The sequence below is a fragment of the Metaclostridioides mangenotii genome (assembly GCF_018917235.1).
GTDB lineage: Bacteria > Bacillota > Clostridia > Peptostreptococcales > Peptostreptococcaceae > Metaclostridioides.
This window is the reverse complement of record NZ_JAHLOF010000001.1, coordinates 344369-370016: the sequence shown is the minus strand read 5'-3', so window position 1 is coordinate 370016 and position 25648 is coordinate 344369. Positions and strand designations below refer to the sequence as shown.

26 protein-coding genes are annotated in these 25648 nt (G+C 30.4%); 22 read left to right on the top strand and 4 right to left on the bottom strand.

All coding sequences use genetic code 11. From position 1 onward, the window contains the following. The first annotated feature begins 102 nt into the window (after positions 1-102). Both KQI18_RS01745 and purB read left to right on the top strand, forming a co-directional pair. Complete coding sequence (locus KQI18_RS01745; RefSeq protein WP_216465779.1) at positions 103-993, top strand: tyrosine-type recombinase/integrase; 891 nt, start codon at positions 103-105, stop codon at positions 991-993. A gap of 123 nt (positions 994-1116) precedes the next feature. Further along, entirely contained in the window at positions 1117-2562 is a 1446-nt protein-coding gene (gene purB / locus KQI18_RS01740) for an adenylosuccinate lyase (RefSeq protein WP_216465775.1), read from the top strand. 160 nt (positions 2563-2722) lie between these two features. On the opposite strand, the gene KQI18_RS01735 is transcribed toward purB, so the two are convergent. Further along, positions 2723-3925, bottom strand: a complete 1203-nt coding sequence (locus tag KQI18_RS01735; protein ID WP_216465774.1) for a pyridoxal phosphate-dependent aminotransferase — start codon at positions 3923-3925, stop codon at positions 2723-2725. Positions 3926-4210: 285 nt separating this feature from the next. Here KQI18_RS01735 and galT point away from each other — a divergent pair, with 285 nt between their 5' ends. The 3 genes from galT (at position 4211) to KQI18_RS01720 (ending at position 8078) form a co-directional block, all read left to right on the top strand. Then, on the top strand, positions 4211-5161 hold the full coding sequence (galT, locus tag KQI18_RS01730) for a galactose-1-phosphate uridylyltransferase (protein ID WP_216465773.1): 951 nt from the start codon (positions 4211-4213) through the stop codon (positions 5159-5161). A gap of 78 nt (positions 5162-5239) precedes the next feature. Beyond that, the gene (locus tag KQI18_RS01725; protein WP_216465768.1) at positions 5240-5992 is read left to right on the top strand and encodes an exodeoxyribonuclease III; all 753 of its coding nucleotides are present in this window, start codon (positions 5240-5242) and stop codon (positions 5990-5992) included. 187 nt (positions 5993-6179) lie between these two features. After that, a complete protein-coding gene (locus tag KQI18_RS01720; RefSeq protein WP_216465766.1) occupies positions 6180-8078 on the top strand; it encodes a glutamine synthetase in 1899 nt (632 codons plus the stop codon). A 56-nt stretch (positions 8079-8134) separates the two neighbouring features. Here KQI18_RS01720 and KQI18_RS01715 read toward each other — a convergent pair whose 3' ends face one another. Further along, complete coding sequence (locus tag KQI18_RS01715) at positions 8135-9292, bottom strand: MGDG synthase family glycosyltransferase (RefSeq protein WP_216465764.1); 1158 nt, start codon at positions 9290-9292, stop codon at positions 8135-8137. Positions 9293-9479: 187 nt separating this feature from the next. On the opposite strand from KQI18_RS01715, the gene KQI18_RS01710 reads away from it, so the two are divergent. From KQI18_RS01710 to KQI18_RS01695, 4 genes are read left to right on the top strand one after another with little or no spacing between them, the layout of a single operon-like run. After that, positions 9480-9812, top strand: coding sequence for a PadR family transcriptional regulator (locus tag KQI18_RS01710; RefSeq protein ID WP_216465762.1), 333 nt, complete (start codon positions 9480-9482; stop codon positions 9810-9812). Beyond that, positions 9805-10596, top strand: coding sequence for a DUF1700 domain-containing protein (locus KQI18_RS01705; RefSeq protein ID WP_216465759.1), 792 nt, complete (start codon positions 9805-9807; stop codon positions 10594-10596). Before KQI18_RS01710 ends, KQI18_RS01705 begins: the two co-directional genes overlap by 8 nt. Then, positions 10589-11626, top strand: a complete 1038-nt coding sequence (locus tag KQI18_RS01700; RefSeq protein WP_216465758.1) for a DUF4097 family beta strand repeat-containing protein — start codon at positions 10589-10591, stop codon at positions 11624-11626. Before KQI18_RS01705 ends, KQI18_RS01700 begins: the two co-directional genes overlap by 8 nt. Positions 11627-11680: 54 nt before the next feature. Beyond that, entirely contained in the window at positions 11681-12256 is a 576-nt protein-coding gene (locus tag KQI18_RS01695; RefSeq protein ID WP_216465757.1) for a VanZ family protein, read from the top strand. Between the two features lie 104 nt (positions 12257-12360). Here the strand turns inward: KQI18_RS01695 and KQI18_RS01690 are convergent, their stop codons facing one another. After that, a complete protein-coding gene (locus tag KQI18_RS01690; protein ID WP_216465756.1) occupies positions 12361-13197 on the bottom strand; it encodes a pyridoxamine kinase in 837 nt (278 codons plus the stop codon). A gap of 216 nt (positions 13198-13413) precedes the next feature. Between KQI18_RS01690 and KQI18_RS01685 the strand changes: the two genes are divergently transcribed. The 3 genes from KQI18_RS01685 to KQI18_RS01675 all read left to right on the top strand — a co-directional run bounded on the left by KQI18_RS01685 (position 13414) and on the right by KQI18_RS01675 (position 15599). Then, positions 13414-14634, top strand: coding sequence for an amidase domain-containing protein (locus KQI18_RS01685; RefSeq protein WP_216465755.1), 1221 nt, complete (start codon positions 13414-13416; stop codon positions 14632-14634). A 124-nt stretch (positions 14635-14758) separates the two neighbouring features. Beyond that, positions 14759-14959 carry a cold-shock protein gene (locus KQI18_RS01680; protein ID WP_024620614.1) on the top strand — a complete coding sequence of 67 codons (201 nt, stop codon included), beginning with the start codon at positions 14759-14761 and terminating at the stop codon, positions 14957-14959. A gap of 211 nt (positions 14960-15170) precedes the next feature. Then, positions 15171-15599, top strand: a complete 429-nt coding sequence (locus KQI18_RS01675; RefSeq protein WP_216465754.1) for a CBS domain-containing protein — start codon at positions 15171-15173, stop codon at positions 15597-15599. Positions 15600-15759: 160 nt separating this feature from the next. Here the strand turns inward: KQI18_RS01675 and KQI18_RS01670 are convergent, their stop codons facing one another. Next, positions 15760-16515 (bottom strand): peptidylprolyl isomerase, encoded by a 756-nt coding sequence (locus KQI18_RS01670; RefSeq protein ID WP_216465753.1) that lies wholly within the window; start codon positions 16513-16515, stop codon positions 15760-15762. A gap of 906 nt (positions 16516-17421) precedes the next feature. On the opposite strand from KQI18_RS01670, the gene KQI18_RS01665 reads away from it, so the two are divergent. The 10 genes from KQI18_RS01665 to KQI18_RS01625 all read left to right on the top strand — a co-directional run bounded on the left by KQI18_RS01665 (position 17422) and on the right by KQI18_RS01625 (position 25638). Further along, the gene (locus KQI18_RS01665) at positions 17422-17877 is read left to right on the top strand and encodes a hypothetical protein (RefSeq protein ID WP_216465752.1); all 456 of its coding nucleotides are present in this window, start codon (positions 17422-17424) and stop codon (positions 17875-17877) included. A gap of 198 nt (positions 17878-18075) precedes the next feature. After that, positions 18076-18318 (top strand): hypothetical protein, encoded by a 243-nt coding sequence (locus tag KQI18_RS01660; protein ID WP_216465751.1) that lies wholly within the window; start codon positions 18076-18078, stop codon positions 18316-18318. A gap of 4 nt (positions 18319-18322) precedes the next feature. Further along, the gene (locus tag KQI18_RS01655) at positions 18323-18781 is read left to right on the top strand and encodes a phage tail terminator family protein (protein WP_216465750.1); all 459 of its coding nucleotides are present in this window, start codon (positions 18323-18325) and stop codon (positions 18779-18781) included. A 9-nt stretch (positions 18782-18790) separates the two neighbouring features. Next, entirely contained in the window at positions 18791-19870 is a 1080-nt protein-coding gene (locus KQI18_RS01650) for a phage tail sheath subtilisin-like domain-containing protein (protein WP_236887591.1), read from the top strand. A gap of 13 nt (positions 19871-19883) precedes the next feature. Then, a complete protein-coding gene (locus KQI18_RS01645) occupies positions 19884-20321 on the top strand; it encodes a phage tail tube protein (protein ID WP_236887590.1) in 438 nt (145 codons plus the stop codon). A gap of 19 nt (positions 20322-20340) precedes the next feature. Further along, positions 20341-20781 (top strand): phage tail assembly chaperone, encoded by a 441-nt coding sequence (locus KQI18_RS01640; protein ID WP_216465749.1) that lies wholly within the window; start codon positions 20341-20343, stop codon positions 20779-20781. A 56-nt stretch (positions 20782-20837) separates the two neighbouring features. Continuing rightward, on the top strand, positions 20838-20972 hold the full coding sequence (locus tag KQI18_RS14275) for a hypothetical protein (RefSeq protein WP_272876203.1): 135 nt from the start codon (positions 20838-20840) through the stop codon (positions 20970-20972). Positions 20973-20974: 2 nt separating this feature from the next. Further along, entirely contained in the window at positions 20975-23248 is a 2274-nt protein-coding gene (locus tag KQI18_RS01635) for a phage tail protein (protein WP_216465748.1), read from the top strand. After that, complete coding sequence (locus KQI18_RS01630) at positions 23248-23895, top strand: LysM peptidoglycan-binding domain-containing protein (RefSeq protein ID WP_216465747.1); 648 nt, start codon at positions 23248-23250, stop codon at positions 23893-23895. Before KQI18_RS01635 ends, KQI18_RS01630 begins: the two co-directional genes overlap by 1 nt. Positions 23896-23904: 9 nt before the next feature. Next, complete coding sequence (locus KQI18_RS01625) at positions 23905-25638, top strand: XkdQ/YqbQ family protein (protein ID WP_330654345.1); 1734 nt, start codon at positions 23905-23907, stop codon at positions 25636-25638. Positions 25639-25648: the final 10 nt, after the last annotated feature.

Here is a 25648-nt window from a genome sequence, read left to right as displayed (position 1 = left end):
TAGCATTGATAAGTAAACAATAGTAGTAAATTTCATTTTAAGTATAATTAAGTTATGGTATAGTAAGTGTATAAGATGAAAGTAATGGTAGAAGGTGATTATATGAACAATGTAAAAGTATTAGAAGATTTTGAGTATGAAGTTTTTAATAATTTTTCTGTGAAGATGAGTCCCAATACAAAGTATGATTATTTTTTAAAACTTGCACAGTTTAAAAAATTTGTAGGCGAAAAAAATTTTATAGATGTAGATAAGTATGATTGTGAGAAGTTTATGGAATTTATCAAAGAAAATTATGCTAAATCTACTTCTGAGAAAGTATACAGTTATCTACATAGTTATTTTAACTACCTAAAAAAAGAGAAATATATAAGAATTAATCCTTTTAGAAATGTTGAAAAACCTACTGTTACTAGGATTAAAAATAAAGATGATGTGTTAAGTATAGATGAGATAAATAAACTTCTAAGCATAGTTCCAAAGTTAAAGTTTAGGGATGGGGCTATTATAGTTTGTTTAATTACTACAGGTTGTTTGTTAAATGAGCTTGTAAATCTAAAATGGAAAGATATATATAAAGGCTCTGATGGTGAAATATATATAAAATTAGGTAAGGGAAGAAAAGAAAGATCAATGTTAATACATCCATATCTTTTATTTTTGCTTGAAGAATATAGAGCTTCTTTAGGCTTAGGTGAAAAGATTGATAACTGTGATAGCTTTATTTTTACAACTCAAAAAAGCGACTTTATTACTGATAGAAATGTAAGAATTATTGTAAGGAAAGCTCTTGATATGGCAGAGCTGCCACAGTATTCTGCTAGAGATTTTAGACACTCTTATGCAGCTATTAGTCTGATGTTTGGGCTTGATGAAGAAGAGTTAAAAAACAAACTTGGTTGGAGTGATAAACACTATGCCCAAAGGTATAAATATGTTTTAAATTTTATGTCTGATGGAAAGGCTAATTACATTATAGATGGAGAAAAATAGATTATAGATATTTAATAATTAGAAAATATGAATAAAAAGCTAAAAATACTTGTTATTGTTCGTGAAATTTCATATAATTATTATGTTGATATAATTAATTAAATATATTAGGAGGACTTATTAATGGTAGACAATAAATATACTACTTATTCAAATCCATTGACAGATAGATATTGTAGTAAAGATATGAGTTATATATTTTCACCTCAATTTAAATTCTCAACATGGAGAAAATTATGGGTTGCACTAGCAGAAGGAGAGCATGAGCTAGGATTAAATATTACTGAAGAGCAACTTGAAGAGCTTAGAGGAAATATAGATAATATAAATTTTGATGAAGCTAGAAAAATAGAAAAAGAAGTTAGACATGATGTTATGTCACATGTAAAAGCATATGGATTACAGTGTCCAAAAGCTAAAGGTATAATACATTTGGGAGCTACCTCTGCGTATGTTGGTGACAATACTGATGTAATACAAATGACAGAGGCTTTAAAGCTATTAAGAATTAAATTAGCTAATTTGATAAATAATTTAAAGAAATTTTCTCTAAAATACAAGGATGTTCCCACTCTTGGATTTACACATTTCCAAGCAGCACAATTAACTACTGTAGGAAAGAGAGCTTGTCTATGGGCACAAGATCTTATACTTGATTTAGAGGATATGAATTATAGACTCGATAATATGAAGCTTAGAGGAGTTAAAGGTACTACTGGGACTCAAGCTAGTTTCTTAAGTTTATTTGATGGAGATCACGATAGAGTTAAAGAATTAGATAAAATAGTATGTACTAAGATGGGATATGAATCATCATACGCAGTTAGTGGACAAACTTATACTAGAAAACTTGACTATCAAGTGATTAGTATACTATCAGGAATTGCACAGAGCATGCACAAGATGACTAACGATATAAGGCTTTTACAACACCTTAAAGAACTTGAAGAGCCATTTGAGAAAAATCAAATAGGTTCATCTGCTATGGCATATAAGAGAAATCCAATGAGAAGTGAAAGAATATCTTCACTTAGCAAATATATAATTTCTGAATCTTTAAGCCCTGCTATGGTGCAATCAACTCAATGGCTAGAGAGAACATTAGATGATTCAGCGAATAAGAGATTATCTATACCACAAGCGTTTATGGCCGCTGATGCAATACTTGAAATAGGAATAAACGTTACAGACGGCATAGTAGTTTACGAAAATATGATAAACAAGCACGTTAATGAAGAATTACCTTTTATGGCTACAGAGACAATTCTTATGGAAGCTGTTAAAAGAGGTGGCGATAGACAAGAGCTTCATGAGATTATAAGAGAATATTCAATGAAAGCTGCTTACAGAGTTAAACATGAAGGTTTAGAAAATAATCTTATATCATTAATAATTGAGAATGATTCATTTAAAATGAGTAAAGAAGAAATATTATCAATAATGGATCCAAAGAACTTTACTGGAAGAGCCAGTGAACAAGTAGATGATTTCATTAAAGAAGTAGTAGATCCTGCTTTAAAAGACTATGAAGATCAACTTGATAAAGTGGATGTTGACTTACGTGTATAGTTATTTTTATTAAAACGAGATAGAAAGATAAATATATAAAATAATGGCTACTAAAACTTGTTTTTTAATAGCCATTATTTTATTTAGGAAAATAGTAATTATCTAAATAAACCAAAAGGAATACCTATTAAGGTATTCCTTTATATATTATTTAATTTTATTAAGCTTTAGTATTTAATGCAACATATTGCTCTAAGCCTTCTTTAAGAAGTGTAGCTGCATTTTGTAAATCAGTTTGGTTAAGGATGTAAGCAAGTCTTATCTCGTTTTTACCTAAACCTGGAGTAGCGTAAAATCCTTCAGCTGGTGTAAACATTACTGTAGCCTTGTCTTTACTGAATTCTTTTAACATCCAGATAGCGAAGTCTTCAGCGTTTTCAACTGGAAGTTTAGCAACTATGTAGAAAGCACCAGTTGGTTTTTCACATATTACTCCGTCAACTTTTATTAATTCATTGTATAAAACATCTCTTCTCTTTCTGTACTCTTCGTTAACTTCTTTGAAGTATGAAGCAGGAGTTTTGTAAAGTGCAACAGCACCTATTTGATCTAATGTAGGCACACAAAGTCTTCCTTGGCATAATTTTAATATTTCAGCTATAAGCCCTTTGTTTTTAGAAGCTACAGAACCAATTCTTGCTCCACAGGCACTGTATCTTTTAGAAACACTGTCTACTATTATAACTCTATCTTGAATATCTGTTAGGTTACCGCAGCTTGTATAATCAAGTCCATCGTAAACGAACTCTCTGTATACCTCATCAGCTATTAACCATAGATCATTTTCTTTAGCTATATCGGCTAACATTTGAAGTTCATCTTTTGTATATATAGCACCTGTAGGGTTGCCTGGGTTAGATATTAGTATTGCTCTGGTATTATCATTTAATCTAGCTACGATATCTGCTTTTGCTGGTAAGTGGAATCCGTTTTCTGCAGTAGTAGTAACTGGATTCATTTCGACATTAACACATTGGCTAAATCCATTGTAGTTAGTATAGAATGGCTCTGGAACTAAGATGTTATCACCAGGATCACAAACTGCCATCATAGTGAATAGTAAAGCTTCACTTCCTCCATTTGTTACTAGTATTTCATCTTTATCGAATTCAATATTATATGTCTTGTAGTAATCTTGTAAAGCTTCTATTAACTCTGGAATACCTTCAGATCCAGCATACTCTAGAACTTCACTTTTAAATTCTTTTACTGCATCAAAAAATCCTTGAGGAGTTTTGATATCGGGTTGTCCTATGTTAAGGTGATATACCTTTGTTCCTTTATCCTTAGCAGCTTTAGCATAAGGTGCAAGTCTTCTGATTGGAGAAGATTGCATAGATGTTAATCTTTTAGAATACTTCATAATAAATACCTCCCAATAAAATAGTAAAATGTAATTAAGTCTTTCTATGTATCTAACGTAAAAATATTTATATACAACTTAATAATATCACAGAATAATTTAAAAATCAGCATAAATTAAAATATAATTTTATATTTGTCAGATAATTAATACAAATTGAGGTCGAAAAAACAGAAAATTAGGAATTGTCAATATTGTAAAATATATTATATCTATTTAATCAATATGACAAATAACATATAATAGACTTATAATTGAAAAGAATTTAATTTACGAGGTGTATTTATGAAAGAGTTAAGGATAGACAAAATAACGGATGATTTAATAATTTTTGCAGCGGATAGAATGAAAAGACCGCTAGACAAAAGTTCACATCAAATAGAAGAACAAGAAGAAACCGAGGTATACAGTGAGTGGTGTCCGTTTTGTAGAGGTAATGAAAAATATACTACAGATCCAATTTATGAAATTAGAAGGGATTCAGATTGGTTTGTAAGATCAGTGTATAATAAGTTCCCGATTATAGATGAATCATCGACTCAAATATTTGGAAAGCATGAGGTTATGGTAGACACTTATAGGCATAATGGTAGCTTTTACGATATGACAGAAGAAGAGTTTGAAGATATGTTTATCATGTACAAAAATAGGTATAAATCATTAATACAGGAAGAAAAAGTTGAATATGTGAATATATTTAAAAATTTCCTGAGAAAAGCTGGGGCATCACTAATGCATCCCCATTCTCAAATTATGTCTATGTCCTTAGTACCACCTGAGGTTCAAAATGAATTAAATATAGGTCTAAAATACTATAAAGAAAATGCAAGATCTCTTTACAGTGACATCATTAAAGAAGAACTTGAACACAAGAGTAGGGTTATATACAATGGGAGTTCATTTATAGTGATAGTGCCATATGCGACAAAATATAGTGGTGAAATAAGAGTAATATTTAAAGACGGCGTTAAATTTGAAAATTTGACGGATGCAGATTTAAAAGAGATTTCTACAACGTTTAATAAACTATTTAAGAATATATATGAAATAAATGGCTATATGCCGTTTAACTTATGTTTTCATACACATCCTAAAAATATAGATTCAATGGATTATTATAATTCACATATACATATAATCCCTAGAAGATTTAATTTCGGAGGTTTTGAGTTGGGAGCAGATGTACATGTATCATCTATTGATGCAGAAGAATTGGCATCTGCATTAATGATATAGGTTTTTAAGATTAAATAACTAAAAATGTTTAAGGGACTTAAGTTAAAGAAAAAAAACAAATGTAATTAGGAGGGCAAAATGAAATTAATATCGTGGAATGTAAATGGAATAAGAGCTTGTGTCGGCAAAGGATTTTTGGATTTTTTCAAGGATGTAGATGCTGATATATTTTGTATACAAGAAAGTAAATTACAAGAAGGACAGATAGACTTAGATTTAGAAGGCTATTATCAATATTGGAATTACGCTGAAAAGAAAGGTTACTCTGGAACAGCAATTTTTACTAAACAAGAGCCATTAGATGTATCTTATGGATTGGGAATAGAAGAACATGATAAAGAAGGTAGAATTATCACTTTAGAATTTGAAGATTTTTACATGGTAACAGTATATACACCAAATTCACAAAGTGAGTTAAAGAGACTTGAGTACAGAATGAAGTGGGAAGAGGATTTTACAGAATATCTAGTAGAGCTTGATAACAAAAAACCAGTAGTAGTATGTGGCGATCTAAATGTAGCTCATCAAGAAATAGACTTAAAAAACCCTAAAAACAATAGAAAAAATCCAGGATTTACAGATGATGAAAGAGGAAAGTTTTCTAACTTACTTGAAAGAGGTTTTATAGACAGTTACAGATACTTTAACCCAGATACAGAGGGCGTTTATTCTTGGTGGTCATATAGATTTAATGCAAGAAAGAACAACGCTGGTTGGAGAATTGACTACTTCTGCGTATCTAAAAAATTAGAGGATAGACTTGTAAGTGTAGATATTCATACAGAGGTATTAGGATCTGACCATTGCCCTGTTGAACTTGTTCTAAAATAATGCAATTTTTTATAGTGTTCTTTTAATAATAAAAATATTGAGAATTTGCGTAAACTATTATATAATAATTAATAATAAAGAAACAAAACACGAATATTAGTCGAAAAAAAATGTTCAATGTTTGTTAAAATAAGTACTATCGTATATATAGTAAGCGAATAAATTTACAAAATGGGAGAGATAACGCATGAAGGATTTACTGTATTTTATTGAAAAAGAAAACTATACCGATGAAGAGCTCAAAACTGTATTAAGTGAGAATTCAAATATTAAATTTGTATCGCTTATGGGTGTTGACCTTGGGGGAAATGCAACAGATGTAAAAATTCCAATAAATTTGTTTTTAAAAGATATTAACAAGTTTTTATCATCAGCTATTCAGACTGATGGATCGAGTGTTGAGTTATATGAAATTGCTACTTTAAATAACGCAAAAGTAGACCTTATGCCTGACTCAGTAGCAAGATGGTATATTGATTACAATAAGGAGTATATAGATTATGAAACTGGTCTTCCAGTTGGTACATTGATTATTCCAGCATATCTAATACATGACAATAAAAAAGTATGCTCCAGAGGAATTCTAGAAAACGCTGATGAATATTTTAAGAAATCTCTAATAGACACTTTCAGAGAGTATCCTCACTTAATAAATAACTTGGGAATAGGTTCTGTAGATGACATTGAAGAAATAGTCTTAACTACAGCAACAGAGTTGGAATTTTGGGTAAACACACCAGAAGATAAAGCAAATCTTGAAAAACTCTATGTTTCACAAAGTTTAAAAGAACAGTATTGGAAGAGAACTCATGGAATAATAAGAACTTGTTTAGAAAAGACTCTAACTGAGCTTCAAAGATTAGGAATAGAACCTGAATTAGCTCACAAAGAAGTTGGAGGAATTCCTAGTTCAATAAGTATAGATGGAAAAATTAATCACGCAATGGAACAATTAGAGATTTCATGGAAGTTTGCTTGCCCTTTGCAAGCTTGTGATAACGAACTTTTAGTAAGAAATGTAATTGATGATGTATTTTCATCAAATGGTCTTGAGGTTACATTTAAAGCTAAGCCTATCGAAAAAGTTGCAGGTAGTGGTGGACACACACATTTAGGAGTAAGTGCAAATCTAAAAGACGGAAGAAGTGTAAACTTGCTTGCACCTAAAAAGCTAGAAGATGATTACCTTAGTGAAATTGGTTACGGTGCACTTATGGGAATTCTTAAAAATTACGAAGTACTAAGCCCAATCGTTACTTCAACAAGTGATGAATTCAATAGATTAGTGCCGGGATTTGAAGCTCCAGTTTGTACTGTTGCTACACTTGGTCATGCATATGAAATTCCATCTAGAAATAGATCAGTGTTAATAGGCGTAATTAGAGATTTAAAGAGTCCTAGAAATATGAGATTTGAGCTTAGATCTCCAAGTCCTCTTTCAAACACATATCTTGTAGCAGCTGGATGTTACCAAACTATGCTTGAAGGTATCAAGGCAGTAGCAAAGAGTAGACTTGACACTAAAGCACTTGAAAAAGAAATATCTAAAGATGTAGGAGAAGATAGTTTCTACTTAGAAAAAGATAGAGCTTATAGAGATGAAAATAACATATTTAGTTATTATACAGAAGAAGAAAGAGTAAATAGATTTGGAGTTCCACCTAGAACTGTATTTGAAAATATGAGAAATCTAGATTTACACAAGGATAAACTTGAGGCACTAAAACAAGGTGGAGTTTTTACAGATGTAATTATAAACTCTTTTAAAGTAGGAGCGTTAGATAAGTGGCAAAAGCAACTTACCTCTAGAATAATTAGAAATGATGTAAAAATTATAAGGGGAATAGAAAAAAGATATACAAACGATAATATGGATGCTATTGACGAAGTAAATTGGACAGCAATATCAGATTTAAAATTTGATATAATGAAAGACACATTAACAAGAAAATCATTGTTTACAAAGATCAAAGAGGCAATAATTGAAAAAGACTACGAAAATGCTTCTAATCTACAGCTAGAGCTTAAGGATAAAATAGATGAAATTCAAGAACGTTATTTAGTATATAAGAAAAATATATATTAAAAAATAGAGATCGATTGTGAGAGTTCAATCAATAATACTCTCAACAATCGATCTTTTTATTTAAAAAATTCTTCGATATATTCAGGAATATTTTCTGGATGTATTAATTCCTTAAAATCTTCGAGATTTTCTTTAGTATACTCTATAAAAGAATCTAATTTGCCTTGTACAAGTTTTTCAAGTAAGTTTTGAAATTCTTTATCAGTTTTATAAACAACTCCTATACCTTTGTCTATAATAAATTTAGCATTTTCAATTTCTTGTCCAACTTTTGGATATTTAATAATTACAGGCGTCTTTGAATTAATTGCTTCAAATAATGTAGCTCCACCTGGCTTAGTAAACATTAGGTCGTGATCTAGTATCAATTCGTACATGTTGTCAACAAATCCGAGAACCTCAATATTTTTAAGAGGATATTTTTCTGTAAGGGTTTTATACAACTTATGATTTTTACCAGTAACTATAGTAACTTTCAAAAGGTCCTGATATTTAGAAACAAAATTGTCGATCCAGTAAATAAAGTCGTCATCAAATTCAAATAAACCCCTTCCTCCACCCATAAGTAGAAGTCTATATCTATAGTTGGATTCAGTTTTTTCTTCTAAGTTGAATCTTTTATCTACAGGGACACCAGTAACTTTTATAGATTCTGGTGAAATTCCTTTATGGACAAATCTGTTTTTAATTTCGCTAGTTGGTACAAAGTACATATCAGTTTTTTCGTAAATCCACTCATTGCTATCTACAACATCAGTTACAACAGTTACACTTGGCATGTCTATACCTGGATTTTTAAGTTTAAATTCGTTTACACATCCACAAGCAATCGGAAACGTAGACACTATAATATCCGGTTTTATTTTGTTTATGTATTCTGAAACTTTTGGAGCATACAATCTATGCGATATATCGTGTTTTGTATCTACTGATTTCCTAAAGTAGTAGTATGAATTGTACAACACGGGCGTATACTTAGTATTGTTTTCATAAAATGTAACCATTGGTTTATTCATTTGAGGTATGCTGATGGTGATAAAGTTTCTAATAATAATATTGTAATCTGGGTTTTCATCAAGTAAATAATCTTTAATTGCATTAGCAGCACTCGTATGTCCAGCACCAAATTGGGCAGTCAAAATAAGTATGGTCTTGATGTTATCTTTCAATTTTAGGCACCTCCGTAAATTAAAGATGTTAGTGTAATTATACATTTAAGAGAGTTTTTATTCAACGTTTATAAAAATAAAAAAACAATTATCTATTGTGTGTTACACAGTACTGTGTTATTATAAATACATAGACAACATGCATATATATTATATTGCAAAAATTTTTTAATATACTACTGTGTATTGCATACTACTATGTATGATAATTTTGATAGTGAGGAGGAAACGTATGAATACACAATTTAAAAAGGGAGTACTCGAGATTTGCGTATTGGCACTAATAGATAAAAGCGATATGTATGGATACGAAATAGTGCAAAATATATCCAAGGTTATTGATGTAAATGAAGGTACAATATACCCGATACTTAGAAGGCTTACAAAAGATTCATACTTTGATACATATATTTTAGAGTCTTCAGAAGGTCCTGCTAGAAAGTACTACAGGATCACTGATATTGGAAAAAATAATTTAAAAGAGATGTTAGAAGAGTGGAGAGCATTTATAAAAGCAGTTGATGTTCTTATAAGTACTAATGAAGGGGGTAGTGGTTTTGAGTAAGCAAGAATTTTTAGAGATTTTACATGATTATTTAAAAAAAGATTTTTCTAATGATGAAGTAAACGACATAATAAGGGACTACGAAGAATATTTCGTCGATGGAATAATAGAAGGAAAGAGCGATATGGAGATAATATCTCAACTTGGATCGCCAAAGACAATTGCCGAGGAATTTGTATCTCAGATAAAGGGAGACGTAAATGAAGCAGATGAAGAACAAATAGTAAATAAACGAGTTCTAAATAGCAAAATTAATGATGCAAAAAGAAAAACTGGAAGAGGTATAAAAAATCTTTGGAAAAAACTAAGTGATTTCTTTAAAAAAGCTCCTGAAAAACTTACTGAACTTCTTACACTAAATATAGAGAAGGATGGCAGAAGATTTACAGGTAGCATTAGTAGAGGATTAGTATTAAGTGCGTTAGTTATATTATCATTATTTATGCTAATACCTTTTGGAAGTGTTGTAGGTTTTATTTTTGTAACACTTACAGGATTAGTAACTTCTGCTTTTACATCGGTTATTATGCTACCGTTTGTATTTAAGTTTATAGGAATAATACCTGAAACTTGGTTGGCATTTATATTTACATATGTAGCATTTATAGGATTTCAAATTATTGCATGGCAGATTATATTCTTTGTAGTAAAATTTGTTAGAGATTTAATTAAAAAGTATATTCACTGGATAAAGACGAGAGGTATATACATAAGAGCTTCAAAGAAAAAAGAAATACAGTATAAGACTGTAGATTTAAGTAAAGGAGGAGAAGATCATGAATAAAAAAATATCGATAGTTGCAATAGTTATGCTAGTAGTAGGTATAATAGGTACAACATGGTCTTTACTTTACGCCACACCGAGTATAAATGATTATGCAAATGAGAAAAGAAAACAAGCTAACCAGGAATACAATATCTTTGAAGAAAGAGCAGATATAAATAACCTTGAGATTAATTCGGACGTAGCAGATATAGAGATAAAACATCATAATAAAAATACTGTTTTAATTGCGAGAAAAGGAATGACAGATAACTTAGATTACAAGATATCGCAAAATGATAAAACTCTGCTTATTGAAGAGGAGCAAAGCAATAATAACAGCAGAAACTTTAAAAATATCGATTCAATGCTAAAGTCATTTTTAGATGAGATTTTTACAATGCAAGATCATTCAATAGTTGTGTATTTACCTAATAGAGTGGATTTGAAATTAGTCACTGGATACGGCAGAGTAGAAATTAAAGATGATATATTTTTAAATGAGTTTACATTAATTTCAACAAATGATATTGGAGGATTTTCTTTTTCAAAAGAAATTCAAAACTTACAAAATTTAAATTTAATGTCAAGTAATTATATATCATTTAATGTAACAGATATTATAGGGATTAAGAACGTAAGACTATCATCCCCTTCAGTCAATATTACTTCAAATGACGATGAGTTTGTTATTGATGATATAGAATCTAAATTGCCAGAGAACCTTACAATAATGGAATCTGATCTTGGTGAAAGACAGACAGGAGAAGTCTATATAAATTCGAAAGTGCCAATCGCAAAAAATTTAAATATTGAGGCGAAAAATTCTCTATTAGACTTAAGTTTGCCTACAGAAAAATACAAATTTAATTACAACATACATTCCGATCAAAAGAATAATATAAAAAATCCTGATTTCATTGAGTATGATGAAAATGGAGATGAGATACAAGAGGAAAAAATTGATATAGATGGAATAGTAAATAAAGCATTAGAGAAATTAGAAGTACAGTATAATGTCAAAGCGAATGTTGGATATTATAAAAAATAAGTAAATATAATTTATCTGAGTGAGAATTCACAATTAGTTAAGGAGGAAATTTTAGTGGTTACATATACAAAAGAGAAATCTAGATCGTATAGAAAAGTTATTCTCTATTGTACTATAGCGGTATATACTTATATACTACTCAGTATTATTGTATTTAAGAATTTATCATCTCCTATAGATCTATTAAATCCATACAGAAGTATGATTAGGTCGGTAAATCTAATTCCTTTCGAAGGGATTTGGATGAAAAATGTTTCAGCTAGATTCAATATAACTAGTATAGTAGGAAATATTGCTCTATTTGTTCCTTTGGGTATTTATATAACTATGTTTACTCAAAAATATGCCTTAAAAGTGGATGCAAAAATAATTTTTATCAAAAATACGACTATAATTTTTTTAATTAGCTTATTCTTAGAAGTATTTCAATATATTTTTTCAATAGGAGTCTCAGATATAAATGACGTTATATTAAATCTTTTAGGCGGAATACTTGGAATAGTTATATATAAAAGTTTACGTTTTATGCTTAGAGAAGAAAAGACAAATGATATTATATTAACATTAGGGGCTACGATTGCTACTATAGTATTAGCTATAGATGTCAGTATAAGGATATTTAATGCATAGTTTTTATTCATTTTAAATAAGACAAATTTAATATTATAAAATGGGAGTTCTGTAGAGTAGCTTAACTACTCTACAGAACTCCCATTTTCATAGTTATAATTGTATTATTTCTTTGAATGATCTAAAGAAGTTAGATCTCTTAAGAAATTTTCAAACATTACGCCTTCATTTCTATCAGTATTAAATTTAGAAGTATATGTAATTGTTTTATATATAAATTCATTTGCAGTATTAACTGCAACTTTGAAGTCATAATCATTTGTCAGCATACCACATAAAATCGAAGCAAATATATCTCCAGTGCCACTGTAAGATCTGTTGTTGTATTTAGAATAAGTAAAAAATATTTCGTCTTTAATTCTGTCGTAAGCAAAGTTTAGAACATTTCCGTCTCTAACTATACCAGTGATAACAACTTTTTCTGGACCTAGTTCAGATACTTCATGGGCAATTTTCACAATTTCCTCATCTGTATAGTCTAGTTTTGAATAGTCTTCACCGGCTAGATAGCATGCTTCTGTTAGATTTGGAGTTGTTAAATGCGAATGACATACTAATTTTTTCAACTCAATTCTCATATCTTCATCAAAACAAGAATACATCTCTCCATTGTCACCCATAACAGGGTCTACTACTACAAAAGAGTCAGAGTGCTTTTCTATAAAATTTGATACAATATCTACTTGTTGCTTTGAACCCAAAAAGCCAGTGTAGATAGAGTCAAACACAAAACCCATCTTATCCCAAACTTTTGTGTATCTTGACATTTCATCTGTTAAATCTAAAAAAGAGTACTCTAGATATCCAACTTGGTTAGATAAGACTGCTGTTGGAAATGGACAGCATTGTACTTTTAGTGCCGAAAGAACAGGCAAAGCTACTGTCAATGAACATTTTCCTACACCTGAAATATCGTGTATAGCAGCAACTTTTTTTTGCATAATATTCCCTCCATTGCTATAAATTGATAAGTCTACTTAAAAATAAACATATATACTAATATAACTATATTACTACTAATACTAAAAAAATAGTAGTTTATTAAGGAAAATTATCTAAAAAATTAAGTGTTTTGATACAATTTATTGTTAAATCTGGACATAATAAAATATATGAACGCAAAATTTTAAAAAGATGTACTGTTTGGAGGTGTAGTTTTGATAAGGCTTAAATTAAAAAATAAGTACATCAAAAGTGTAGTTGGACTTGTACTTTTAGTAGTTTTCTTTGGATCAGGTTTTTATGCTTTAAATCATATACCAGAGAAGAGTTTGGAATCAATAAAGGTTATTGATACAAAAGACGGTAAAGAAAAAGAAGTAAAAGAAGATAACAATAATAAAGAAAAAAATGAAACAAGAGAAGAAAAAAAGGCTAGGGTGGAAAGAGAAAAATATCAAGCTTTACTTGAAGATCTATTTGATTATAGAAACAAGGCTATATTAAATAAAAATGAAAATATATTAAAAGGAATATTTGATATAGATAAAAAGTTTGGACTTTGGGCATACGAACACGAAATTAAAAAAATGAAATATCTTGAAAATTGGTCTAGCAAACAAGGTGTAAAGTTTAATAATATAAAAACAAAAGTGAAGGTGAAAAAAGTTCGAGAAAGAGAGAAAAATCTTTACGGAGTCATCTGTTCAGTATCTACTGAATACAAGTATTCTTATGCAAATCAAAAAGAAAAGACTAATACATTTAGAATTGGTACAGAGCATTATCTTCATGTAAAAGAGGTCAAAGACAAGTATATAATCACAAAAGAATGGTATACAGACCCTTTTGCAGATTCTTTAAACTTAGAGAATATAAAATCTGATGATATAAGAAACTTTATAGATTCAAAGCAAGCTGTTGAACTTAATTTGACACCAGAACAGAAAAAAGGAGTTGCTTACGCCCATAAATATGCTGGATCTGCAGCTGATGAAGAAGATGGGCTAAAGTTCAACGAAAACTACAGAGATTATAACCCTGAAGGTGGGGATTGTGCAAACTTTGCATCACAGATTATGTTTGAAAGTGGTCGTTTTGAAAAGAATGCGACTTGGAATTACAGTGAAAGTGCAGGTACAAAAGCGTGGGTAAATGCACAAGCGTTCAAAAATTATTTACTTTACAGTGGGCGTGGATCGCTTTTAACTAAAGGAAGCTATCAGGAGGTCTTTAAAGAGGCATATTTTTTAAGACCTGGTGATATTGTTGGTTATGAAAAAGGTGGTAGAATTACCCATGTTTCGACAGTAACCGGTCTTGATTCAAAGGGTTATCCCTTAGTTACATGTCATAATACTGATAGGCTCTTGGTACCGTGGGATTTGGGCTGGAGCGATAAAGATATAAAATTTCATATTATTAAAGTAAATTATTAAATTATTAAAGAATTTGGCAATGTAAAGTTTAATAATAATTGACAAAGGTTGATCAATATGATAAAGTAGAACTAAGGTTACAGAGAAAGTAGCTAAATTTGTTTGTTTTTAGGAGGATTTATTAATGAAAACTGGTGTAGTTAAATGGTTTAACAATGAAAAAGGTTTTGGATTCATATCTGTAGAAGGTGAAGACGATGTATTCGTACACTTCTCAGCTATACAAGGTGACGGTTACAAGTCATTAGAAGAAGGACAAAGCGTTGAATTTGAAGTAGTTGATGGTGCAAAAGGACCTCAAGCTGCTAATGTTGTTAGATTATAATTAAAAGTTCATATATATTAGAGTTCTAGTAATATGAGAGATTAACCGCTTTTTAGCGGTTTTTTCTATTTTTTGAAAAAAATTTTTATTTAAAATATTAATAATAGCATTAATTCTTCTTTAAATATGTTAAAATTAAGTTGAATGGTAACAAGCTTAGGTTTTAATAATAAATTTAAGTATTATAAAAAGTTTGGGGGTGTATAGTGTAATGAATATATTGTTTTTTCTCACTCCGAAGAGCGAGGTAGCATATATATACGAAGACTACACTATAAAACAAGCTATAGAAAAGATGGAGTATCATAGATATTCATCAATTCCAATAATCAATAGAGATGGCGAGTATGTAGGGACGATAACAGAAGGCGACTTCTTGTGGTCATTGAAAAATAGAGATACTCTTAATCTTAAAGAATTCGAAAAAATGCCAGTTACAGATATTAAAAGAAAAAAAGATAATTCTCCAGTATCAATAAATGCAAAAATAGAAGATTTAGTAATAAAATCTCTCAACCAAAATTTTGTTCCAGTAATTGATGATCAAAATATCTTTATCGGTATAATTAAAAGAAGAGATATAATTGGATATTGCTTTGAAAGAATGTCTCTTAGTGAAGAAATTGTAATAGATCAATAGTTTACAATTTTATATGTATGGATAATTAGATAAAAATCGATAAGTAGTGTAAAAAATCAAATATAATTGTATAATTAAAAAAGAATATAAAGAAACAAGCGTATATAAAGAAAACATCAAAATGCAAAAGCATTTTGATGTTTTTTAATTATGTATAAAATTACTCTTTATGGCTTACAAGATTTCCATATTTAGCTTTTAAAGAAGCTAATTTTTCACCGTAAACTTGATTTTGTTTTTGATACATTAAGTTCTTTTCTATTTCTCCTTCAACCTCTTCGAAAGTAGACTCTCCACCAGGTTGAACATCATCTAATTGTATTAAGTGGTATCCAAATTGTGTCTTAACAGGTTCACTTACTTCACCTTTATTCATAGTGAACACAACTTCTTCAAATTCTGGAACCATTTGTCCTCTTGAGAAAGATCCTAGATCTCCTCCAGCTTCGTTTGAAGGACAAGTAGAGTGTTGTTTAGCAGCATCTTCAAAAGATACATCACCTGATTTTATTTGAGAAAGTATTTCATTAGCTTTGTCTTCTGAATCAACTAATATATGTTTAGCTGATGCAGTTTCAGGTTTTGCGAAATTGTTTTTATTTTCCTCGAAGAAAGCTAATTTTTCATCTTGAGTTAGTTTAACTCCAGATAATACTTTGCTTATTGCAATTTGCTTTAATAAATTAACTTTAACTTTTTCAAGTTCAACTAAGAAAGCTTCTTCTTTATCTAATTCATCTTCTACCGCTTCTAAATAGAATAGTTCTTGATTTATTAAGTCTTCTAGCAATTGTTTTTTTCCTTCTTCAGTTCCGAAATGCATAGCTTGGTACTGATCCATTGTTCTAAGAGCACTGTCGATATCTAAATTAGTAATTTCTTTTTCTCCAACTGTTGCAAGTACTTTTTTTTCCATAATTGTTTACTCCTTTATTATCTTGTATTGTGTCAAACCACTAACTAAAATAATATCAGAAAAGTCTACTTCTGTCTAACATAAAAATCCATCAAATGATTTGATTTATTAATAAAATAGAGTAATAACAGCTAAAAGTAGTGATCCCATTATACCTACAATACCTTCTTCTCTCTTATATCTAATTGACTTAACTACAGAAAAATAAAAATAAGCTATGATAAGAACTATTTTTAAATATAAGATTGTAAGGTTTTTTGGGAATATTAAAAAGCTGTATAACGTACTGATGAAAGCTAGTATTGTACTAAAGTTGTAGTAGATTTCGATTTTATCTATTTCGTAGTTAGATCTAAATTTCAAGTATATAAAATAAGTAACATAGATTATGCAAAGAACGGAGTAGATTGTAACTAAAGTTATCTCAATAGTTTCATTTGAAATTACTATCCATTTGTACCAGATTATCGGCCAAAATGCTAGGGACAATATTTTAAAATAATTATCTAGGAATTTTGATTCTTTCATTATAAGGGCCTTTCTATGTAATAATATTAATTATAACAATAGTTTATTTTATGTAATTAATATTATTATAACAAAATATTTGCAATACCGTTAAAAAATAAGTCTACAAGATTCTCTTAAATTTACTAAAATTATATAAATCAATTCAAGCCCCATAGATTTAAAGTCCATAATATACACTCGTTTTGTTAATTAAAATGATTATATATAAGATTATCATACAATGGATGAAATTGTAAAACCCTATTTAAAAGGTTTAATTCTACGAAATGTACGATTAGATATCTATTTTTTGGTTGACGCAATTCTTCTCATATTGTAAACTATAGTTACAAAACGAACAAGTGTTCTAAAAGAATTATTATAGGGGGAATTTTTGTGGATAAAAAAGAATTATTTAAAAATGTTGAGGGCAAGCTATTCAATTATAAAAACATTTACAACGAGATAAAAGCTTTGGAGCTTGAAATTGAAGATGTTAAAAATGAGTACAGAGGTTGTCAGTCTGTTATATATACAGATAAAGTTTGTGGTTCATCAACTAAGTCTTCTAGTGTTGAAAACGAAGTTTTAATTAAAGAGAGAAAAATAGGATATCTAGAATACACAAAGAGAAAAAAAGAGATTGAGAGCAAGAAGATAACTAATGCTTTTGAAACTTTAGATGAACAAGAGAAAGAGTTTTTTAATTACTTTTATATACCAGAGAGAAAACCTAGCTTTGTATCTATTTCTCAGAAAATGTACATAGACAGAAGTCAGTGTTATAGAGTAAGGGAGAAGGTAGTAAGTAAATTTACTAAAATGATTTATCCTAATTACGAAATAAGTTAATAATGAGAACAGTTTTGATACACTTTTGCTACATATAGGAGAAATTTTACAATTTTCACTTGATATACTGTTATTATAGAAATTTATATAAATTTTAATAAAGATATCTTACACAAGTAACACTTTTGCCCAATACTTGTTATGGCATTAAAATGTTCATGGAAAAAGTCTACAAAGACTTAAAACTTGGAGGTATACATGAAAAAACTGAATAAGAAAAAAGTTTTTACTCAAGAAGAGTTAGACGAAATAATAAAAAAGAGATTACAGAGAGAAGCTAACAAGCGTTTTAGAGTGGAAACTGAAAATTGTGTTTTAAAAAACAAAATAGATACAATTGAAAGAGAACTAGATAAATATAAATTTATAATATTCTATGAGGACATAGTTTCATATAAAAATACTGATGATAAAATATGTCCTTTTAGAATTAAGAGGTGATCAATTGCTTACAAACCAGATGATTTTAAAAAAGTATTTGGATATTATATCAGAAAACTTTATAGATAAGGTATGTATCAATGGAGACAATGAACAAGATCAAGGTTTGGCTGAAGATCATTTTTCAGTACAGATTTCTACATCGAGTACTACTGCTTCAACTTTTAGGACAAATGCAAAAAGTATATCTATATCAATAAAGTATTTTCAAAAATATAATATAGAAAAAATATATATGTATGAAATACTTGATAAACTTGAAAAACTATTATGTCGAAATATAAAAATCGATAGTAGGACACTAGAGTTTACTAAATCCGAGGCAGAGATAAAGAAGCAAGATGACGAAAAGGGTGGATATACACTTTACTATTCAACTTTTATAAGCTTCTACGACGATGTACAACAAAATGAGGAAAATAACGAGATTATGCAAAGCATAAATTTAAAGTTGGGAGAGTGACATATAATAATGGGATTACCAAATATTAATATATCTTTTAAAGAATTGGCTTTAACAGCTAAAGAACGTTCAGCGAGGGGAATTGTTTCATTAGTACTAAGAGATAAAGCTGCCTTAGGTTTTACAGAAATAAATGAAGCTACTGATTTACCTCAAGACTTATCAGAAGCCAACAAAAAACTTGTAAACTTAGCACTTATAGGTAACATTAATGCACCAAATAAAGTTATGATATACGTGTTAAATGAAGCTGGTGAGACAGTAAACGAAAACAGTGACATACAATCGGCATTAGACTACTTAGAAACTAAAGAGTTTAATTACATTTGTATGCCTGCTGCAACAGTAGAAGAAAAAGATATTATAAAAGCATGGATAAACAAACTTAGAGAAGAAGATAGAGTTAAGGTAAAGGCTGTTTTAGCAAATATGAATGCTGATTATGAAGGTGTAGTTAACTTTACGACAGACAGCATAAAATTGGAAGGCGAAAGTTTTGATACAGGTGCATTTACAGCTAGAGTTGCAGGTCTAATAGCAGGTACGCCTCTATCTCAATCTATAACTTATACAAAACTTGATGAAGTGGTAGATATGCCTAAAATGACTAGACAAGAAGCAGAGATGAAAATAGACTCTGGTGAATTAATACTTATAAAAGAAGCTGGAGCTATAAGAATAGCAAGAGGAGTAAACTCTTTAAAGAGTACTACTCCTAATAAAGGTGAAATTTTTCAAAAGATTAAGATAGTTGATACATTAGACATAATACATAACGATATAAAGAAAGTTATAATAGACGAATATATAGGGAGAGTAACAAACAACTACGACAATAAGTGTTTATTAGTTGTAGCTATAAAAGAGTACTTAGAAGAATTAGAAAAAGAGCAACTTTTAATGCCTTCTTCAATAGTAGATATAGATATGGAAGCACAAAAAGCCTATCTAAAATCTAAGGATATAAATATATCTAATATGTCAGATCAAGAAATTAAAGAAGCAAATACTGGTTCTAACGTATTCCTAAAAGCTAAGATAAAAGCTCTTGATGCAATGGAAGACGTAGAATTAGCGATAGAAATATAGGGGGTGCGTATTAATGAGTTCAATAGGAAGATTAGAAGCTAGAAATGTTATGAGTGGTACAAGTGGTGAACTTTGGTTAGATGGAGATAAAGTTGCAGAGGTTAAGAAATTTCAAGCAAAACTAGAGTTAACAAAAGAAGATATCGTAATAGCAGGTCAAATGGGTACCGATACAAAGTATATGGGGTACAAAGGAAAAGGATCTATTACACTGTACAAAGTTAGTTCAAGGATGGCTAAATTAATAGGTGAAAAACTTAAAGCTGGGGAAGATCCTAGATTTACTGCAATAAGTAAACTAAATGATCCAGACGCATTTGGTTCAGAGAGAATTGCAGTTAAAAATATAAGTTTTGACGACTTGACACTAGCAGATTGGGAAGTAGGGGTAAAGGGAGAAGTAGAAGCTCCGTTTACATTTACTGATTACGATTTTATAGATTTAGTATAGGCATAGAAGGAGAAAATAAATGAGTACATTATCAAAAAATCAAAATATAGTAGATTTACTTTTAAACGTGGATTTAATTGAGTTAGAAAGACCAAGTAAAATAGTAGAAATCAAAAGATTATCAGGTATATTTGGGTCAGAATTTAAAGTTAAATGTGTTGCACTAACTCCAGCCAAAGATGCAGAGATATCAGATATGTGTATAAGTTTTGATGAGGGTATGAGGACAGATATTGATATATCTGAAATGCAAGTACTTACACTTATCGAGGGAGTGTGTGATTTACAAGGTAAGCCTCTATTTAAAAACAAAGAGCTTATGGACAAGTTTGGAGCACCAACTCCAAAAGAATTAATAAGAAAAATACTCTTACCAGGGGAACAGAGTAATCTGTACAAAGTAATCCAGGATACAATGGGCTATGGTAAGGGAACTGTAGTAGAAGAAGTAAAAAACTAGTAAGGACGGATAATAAAACCTCAATAATGTACTATTATTGGAAGAAAAAGGGTATTATGCCGTCCTTTTTCTATAGGATGGACAAGGGTGAATTTAAGCTAATAGAGGCATTTTTTACTATGGAATTAGAAGAAGAAATAGAAAAGATGAAAAACGGCTACGGCTTTTGTCCATTTATAGGAGGTGAATAGATATGATTGATGAAGAAATTATAAATACTAGGTTAGAACTTATAGACAATTACACCTCAAAAATGCAAAGTATAATTCAAATTACAGAGAGATTTAGCCAATCTTTAGAAACTATGGCATCTTCGATTGATGCTGTAACAAATAGTCTCTATAATTTAAACTCTGCAGCTGAGTCTACTTTCTCACGAATTTCAAATTCAAGTAGAAGTAGTAATTCTGATATTAATAATAATTCCGATAATGTTAAAACCCTCAGAGACCGATTTTCAGAACTAATAGAGAATATAAGAAAACCTATTCAAATGGCAATTAGTATTAAAGATACAGCAAGTAGAGGGATAGAACGTATAAGAAGTAGCTTAGTTAGCTTTAAACAGAATGCAACACAAAGAGTACGACTAATAATAAATAATATCATTGGTCAAGAGCGAGTCGAAAGATTAAGACAACTATTAAATAGGTTGAAGGAATACAGGATCATAAAAATAGCAATTAGTTTAAAAGATGGGGTTTCAAATGCAGTAGAAAGAATAAAGAATAGGATGAGAAGTATAAGGTCTGTCATGACTATTGCAAATATTAAGGATAATGTATCTCAAGGTGTAACTAGAATAAAAACTAGGCTTAGTGGAACTTTTATAGGGCGAGCATGGCAAGCTATTTTAACAGCGAAAGATGTAATATCCCCAGTAGCAAATAGAGCATTTAATAAACTTAAGGGAGCAACCAAAAAAGTTTGGAATATAACAATAAAAGCAAAGGATCTTGCAACAAAGGTATTAGGAGGGTTATCTGGGAAACTTTCAAAGCTTTCTCAAGGTATAACAATTGGTTTAAAAGCCGGTGTACAAGGTCTAGGTCAAAATCAAGTAAGAAACGTAACTATGGGAAGAATTATTGAAAATAGCGGAGTAGAAAAAGCTAAATCAAAGAAAAAAGCAACTTTATATGATAGTGATATGCAGAAATTAGGATCTTTAACACAGTTAAGTCGAGATGATATGGGTCTACTTAGCACAAGAAGTTTGATGTTGTCCAAAGGAGATACTGGTAAAGCAAAACAATTAACTGAAAATATGGCTACAGTGCAAGCATTTGGAGGAAGTCAAAGAACTTCAGTTGAGATAGCAGAGGCATTTACAAGTGCTAAATCTGGAGATCTAAGTAGTTTAAATAATATTTTAGGTGAAGACTATTCTAGCTTTGAAGAAGCGATGAAAGGAATAGAAGAAAAACAAGGTGGACTTCTCAAAGATTATTCAGAGACTATTCAAGGAAAGTTTGCTACATTAAAACATAATATGCTATCAGGAATGATTGCAGCGGTTGAGCCATTTAAAGGTGTAATAGTAAATGCTATGGATGGTATTATGTCTATAATGAGTAGTGTTGGTCCGAAATTTATTGAATTTTCCGGTAAAATAGCTACCGTAATAAATGGTGGAGAATTAATTGAAGGTAATCCTATGATAAATCAACTTGCAACAATCATAGGAAGTATCCCAGAAGCAGTATCAAATATGATGACTATGTTAACTGAAAATATTGACTTTGAAGCAATACTTGAAGTTTTTCAACCTGTGTTTGACCTAATTACATGGTTTTTAGATGACGTTAATAATAAGTCTGGAGTAGCGTCAGGTTTAATGAGCATACTTGGAACAGTAATTACAACAGCTTTTGAAATGATGGGTCCAGTGATAGAGGCAGTTGCACCTATTATACAAAGCATCCTTTCTTTTATTGCAGAACACAGTCAATCGATAAACAATATAATATCCGCGTTAGGTGTTATATGGTCAGCAGTCTGGTCACTAATAGGTCCAATACTGCAGACTGCATGGGCTATAATTTTTCCTATACTAGGATTGATAGTGGATTTAATAGGTATGGCTGCTGGAAAGCTGGTATCATTTAGCAATAAATGGAGTGAATTAAAAGAGAAGCTCTCTAAAAATCCTATAGTAGGTACAGTAAAAACTATTTTTACAAAAGTTGGAGATTTTATCGGTGGGGTATTTAACCCTAAAAAAAACCATGCATTCGGTTTAAACTATGTTCCATATAACGATTACGTAACTCGTCTTCACGAAGGTGAGATGGTACTTACTAAACAAGAGGCTAATAAGTACAGAGGTAAAAATGGAGCTAATATGAATATAGGAAAACTAGCGGATACAATAGTAATACGTGAAGATGCAGATATAGATAAAATAACATCTAAATTAGTTCAAAAGCTAAATGAGAATAGAATTGCGTACGGAGGTGCTTTTTAATGGAAATGTGGCTTAGACAGAATGAAGATAAATTTAGATTTCCAGTGTTTCCCCCATCATTTAACCTAGACGGAAAAGCGATTATTGATAATACAAGTATAGTAAAGATTGGTGAACTTAATATATTTGGGGGAACTTCACTTAAATCAATAGAGATTAGTAGTATGTTTCCAAACAAACAATATACCTTCTGTGAGTACAAGGATTTCCCAAAACCATACGATTGTGTAAATAAAATAGAAAGATGGATGAACGAAGGGTTTATTCTTAGATTTACTATAACAGAGACAAATATAAACCTGGAAGTAATTATAGACAGCTTTAAATACGGAGAAAAAGATGGAACAAGAGATGTATATTTTACTCTTCAGTTAAAAGAATACAAGAGATTTAAGATAAATAAAATTGAAGAGAAGTCAAAAGAAACTAACCAACAAGAAACTACTAGGCCAAATAAAAACGACACTGCTAACAATAAAGAAAATAAACAGAAAACACATAAAGTTGTACCTGGAGATTGTTTGTATTCACTTGCAAGAAAGTATTATGGCAAGGGTAATTTGTATATGAAAATATTTGAAGCTAATCGTGACAAAATCAAAATCCCGGATTTGATTTATGATGGCGATATATTGATTATTCCATAAGGTGATATTGTGATAGAAGTAATTATTATAAAGACTAATGGAGATAAGTTTGATATATCTCCATTAGTTGAAAAAATCACATGGAGTGGTGATTACAAGCAGAGTGCAAGAAAATTGGAGTTTTCGTTGATGGCGAGCAGTGCTGATATAAACGTGGCAAATGTAGATATAACTCTTGGGAGTATTGTAGTTTTCTATGAAGATAAAAAAGAGATATTTAGAGGCACGATATTTACGAGAAGTAAAGATTCCTCTGAGCAAAGCATTGATTATCTTGCATATGACAGAGGTATTTATTTACTTAAAAATAAGGGAGCATATAATTTTACAGATACGCCTGCTGAAAAAATAGTAAGTAAAATAGCTGAAGACTATAAATTTACTATAGGAAATGTAGTAGGAACAAAAATAAATGTAACAAAGATATTTATGGACGTAAACCTTTACGAAATCATAATGTCTTCGTATACTATAGCGTCAAAAGAAAATAAGAAGAAATACATGTGTTTTTTCAAACAAGATAAATTATATGTAGAGGAAAAAGGTACGACAAAATTAAAAATAGCCTTTGAAGAGGGAGTAAACATCAAGTCAACTGACTATTCTGAGAGCATTGAGGACATAGTGAATAAGGTTTTAGTTGTTGATGAAAGTGGAAATAAAGTTGCAGAATATAAAAAAGATAATATACCTCTTTATGGAACGTTTCAAGATATACTACAAGCTAAAGATGGCGAGGATACAAAGAAACAAGCAGAAAAGAAGTTCAAAGATATCGAGAAGAGTTGTAGTTTAAGTGGTTACGGAGATACAAGTTGTATCACTGGTTATGGAGTAGAGGTCAAAGATACATATACAGGATTAGTTGGACTTTTCTATGTAGACAGTGATAAGCATAACTGGAAAAAGGGAGAGTATTCTATAGATCTCAAGTTAAATTTCCAAAATATTATGGATGAACATGAAGCTGGAAAAGATGAAGTTGAAGAAAATGAAGAATTTGAAGGTGGAACAACTTTAAATGGCAGTAAAGTAAAGGCGTTGTTCACAGCGTATTACCCTCATAACAGTAAGATGGAAGGTGGATATTACGATTGCCAAGGAAATAGATTAAACCCTTCTAAAAAAACTTGTGCAGCCCCAAAAAGTGTGCCTCTTGGAACTAAGATACAAGTTCAGGGTACTGGTACTTCGAGGGATGGCGAAGTATATACCGTAAACGATAGAGGTGGAGCTATAAAAATCAGAAATGGTGTTTACCAATTTGACTTACTTATGAGCTCTGCATCTGAATGCAATCGTTGGGGAAGAAAAAATGGTGGTGCCATCTTAGGAGACGGTACTGGATACTCAAAAGGCAGTATCGGTGGTTATAATGCTACTGGTAAGGCAGCGGACTTGTTAAGAGTGGCGATGTCTAAAAGAGGTAAAAGATACGTATGGGGAGCAACGGGACCTAATACTTTCGACTGCTCTGGCCTTACTCAATGGTCTCACAAACAGATAGGAATTAAAATTCCTAGAGTAGCAAGAGCACAAGCTGCAAGCGGTAAATCAATTAGCAAAAGTGCTATGAATCCTGGTGATTTGGTTTTCTTTAAAAAAGGTAAAAACCCAGTTCATCATGTAGGTATATATGTTGGAAATGGAGAATTTCTACATGCACCACAGACTGGCGATGTAGTAAAAATTAGTAAACTAAGTTCAAGACGAGATTTCTACAGTGTAAGAAGATATGTGTAGGAGGTGATAT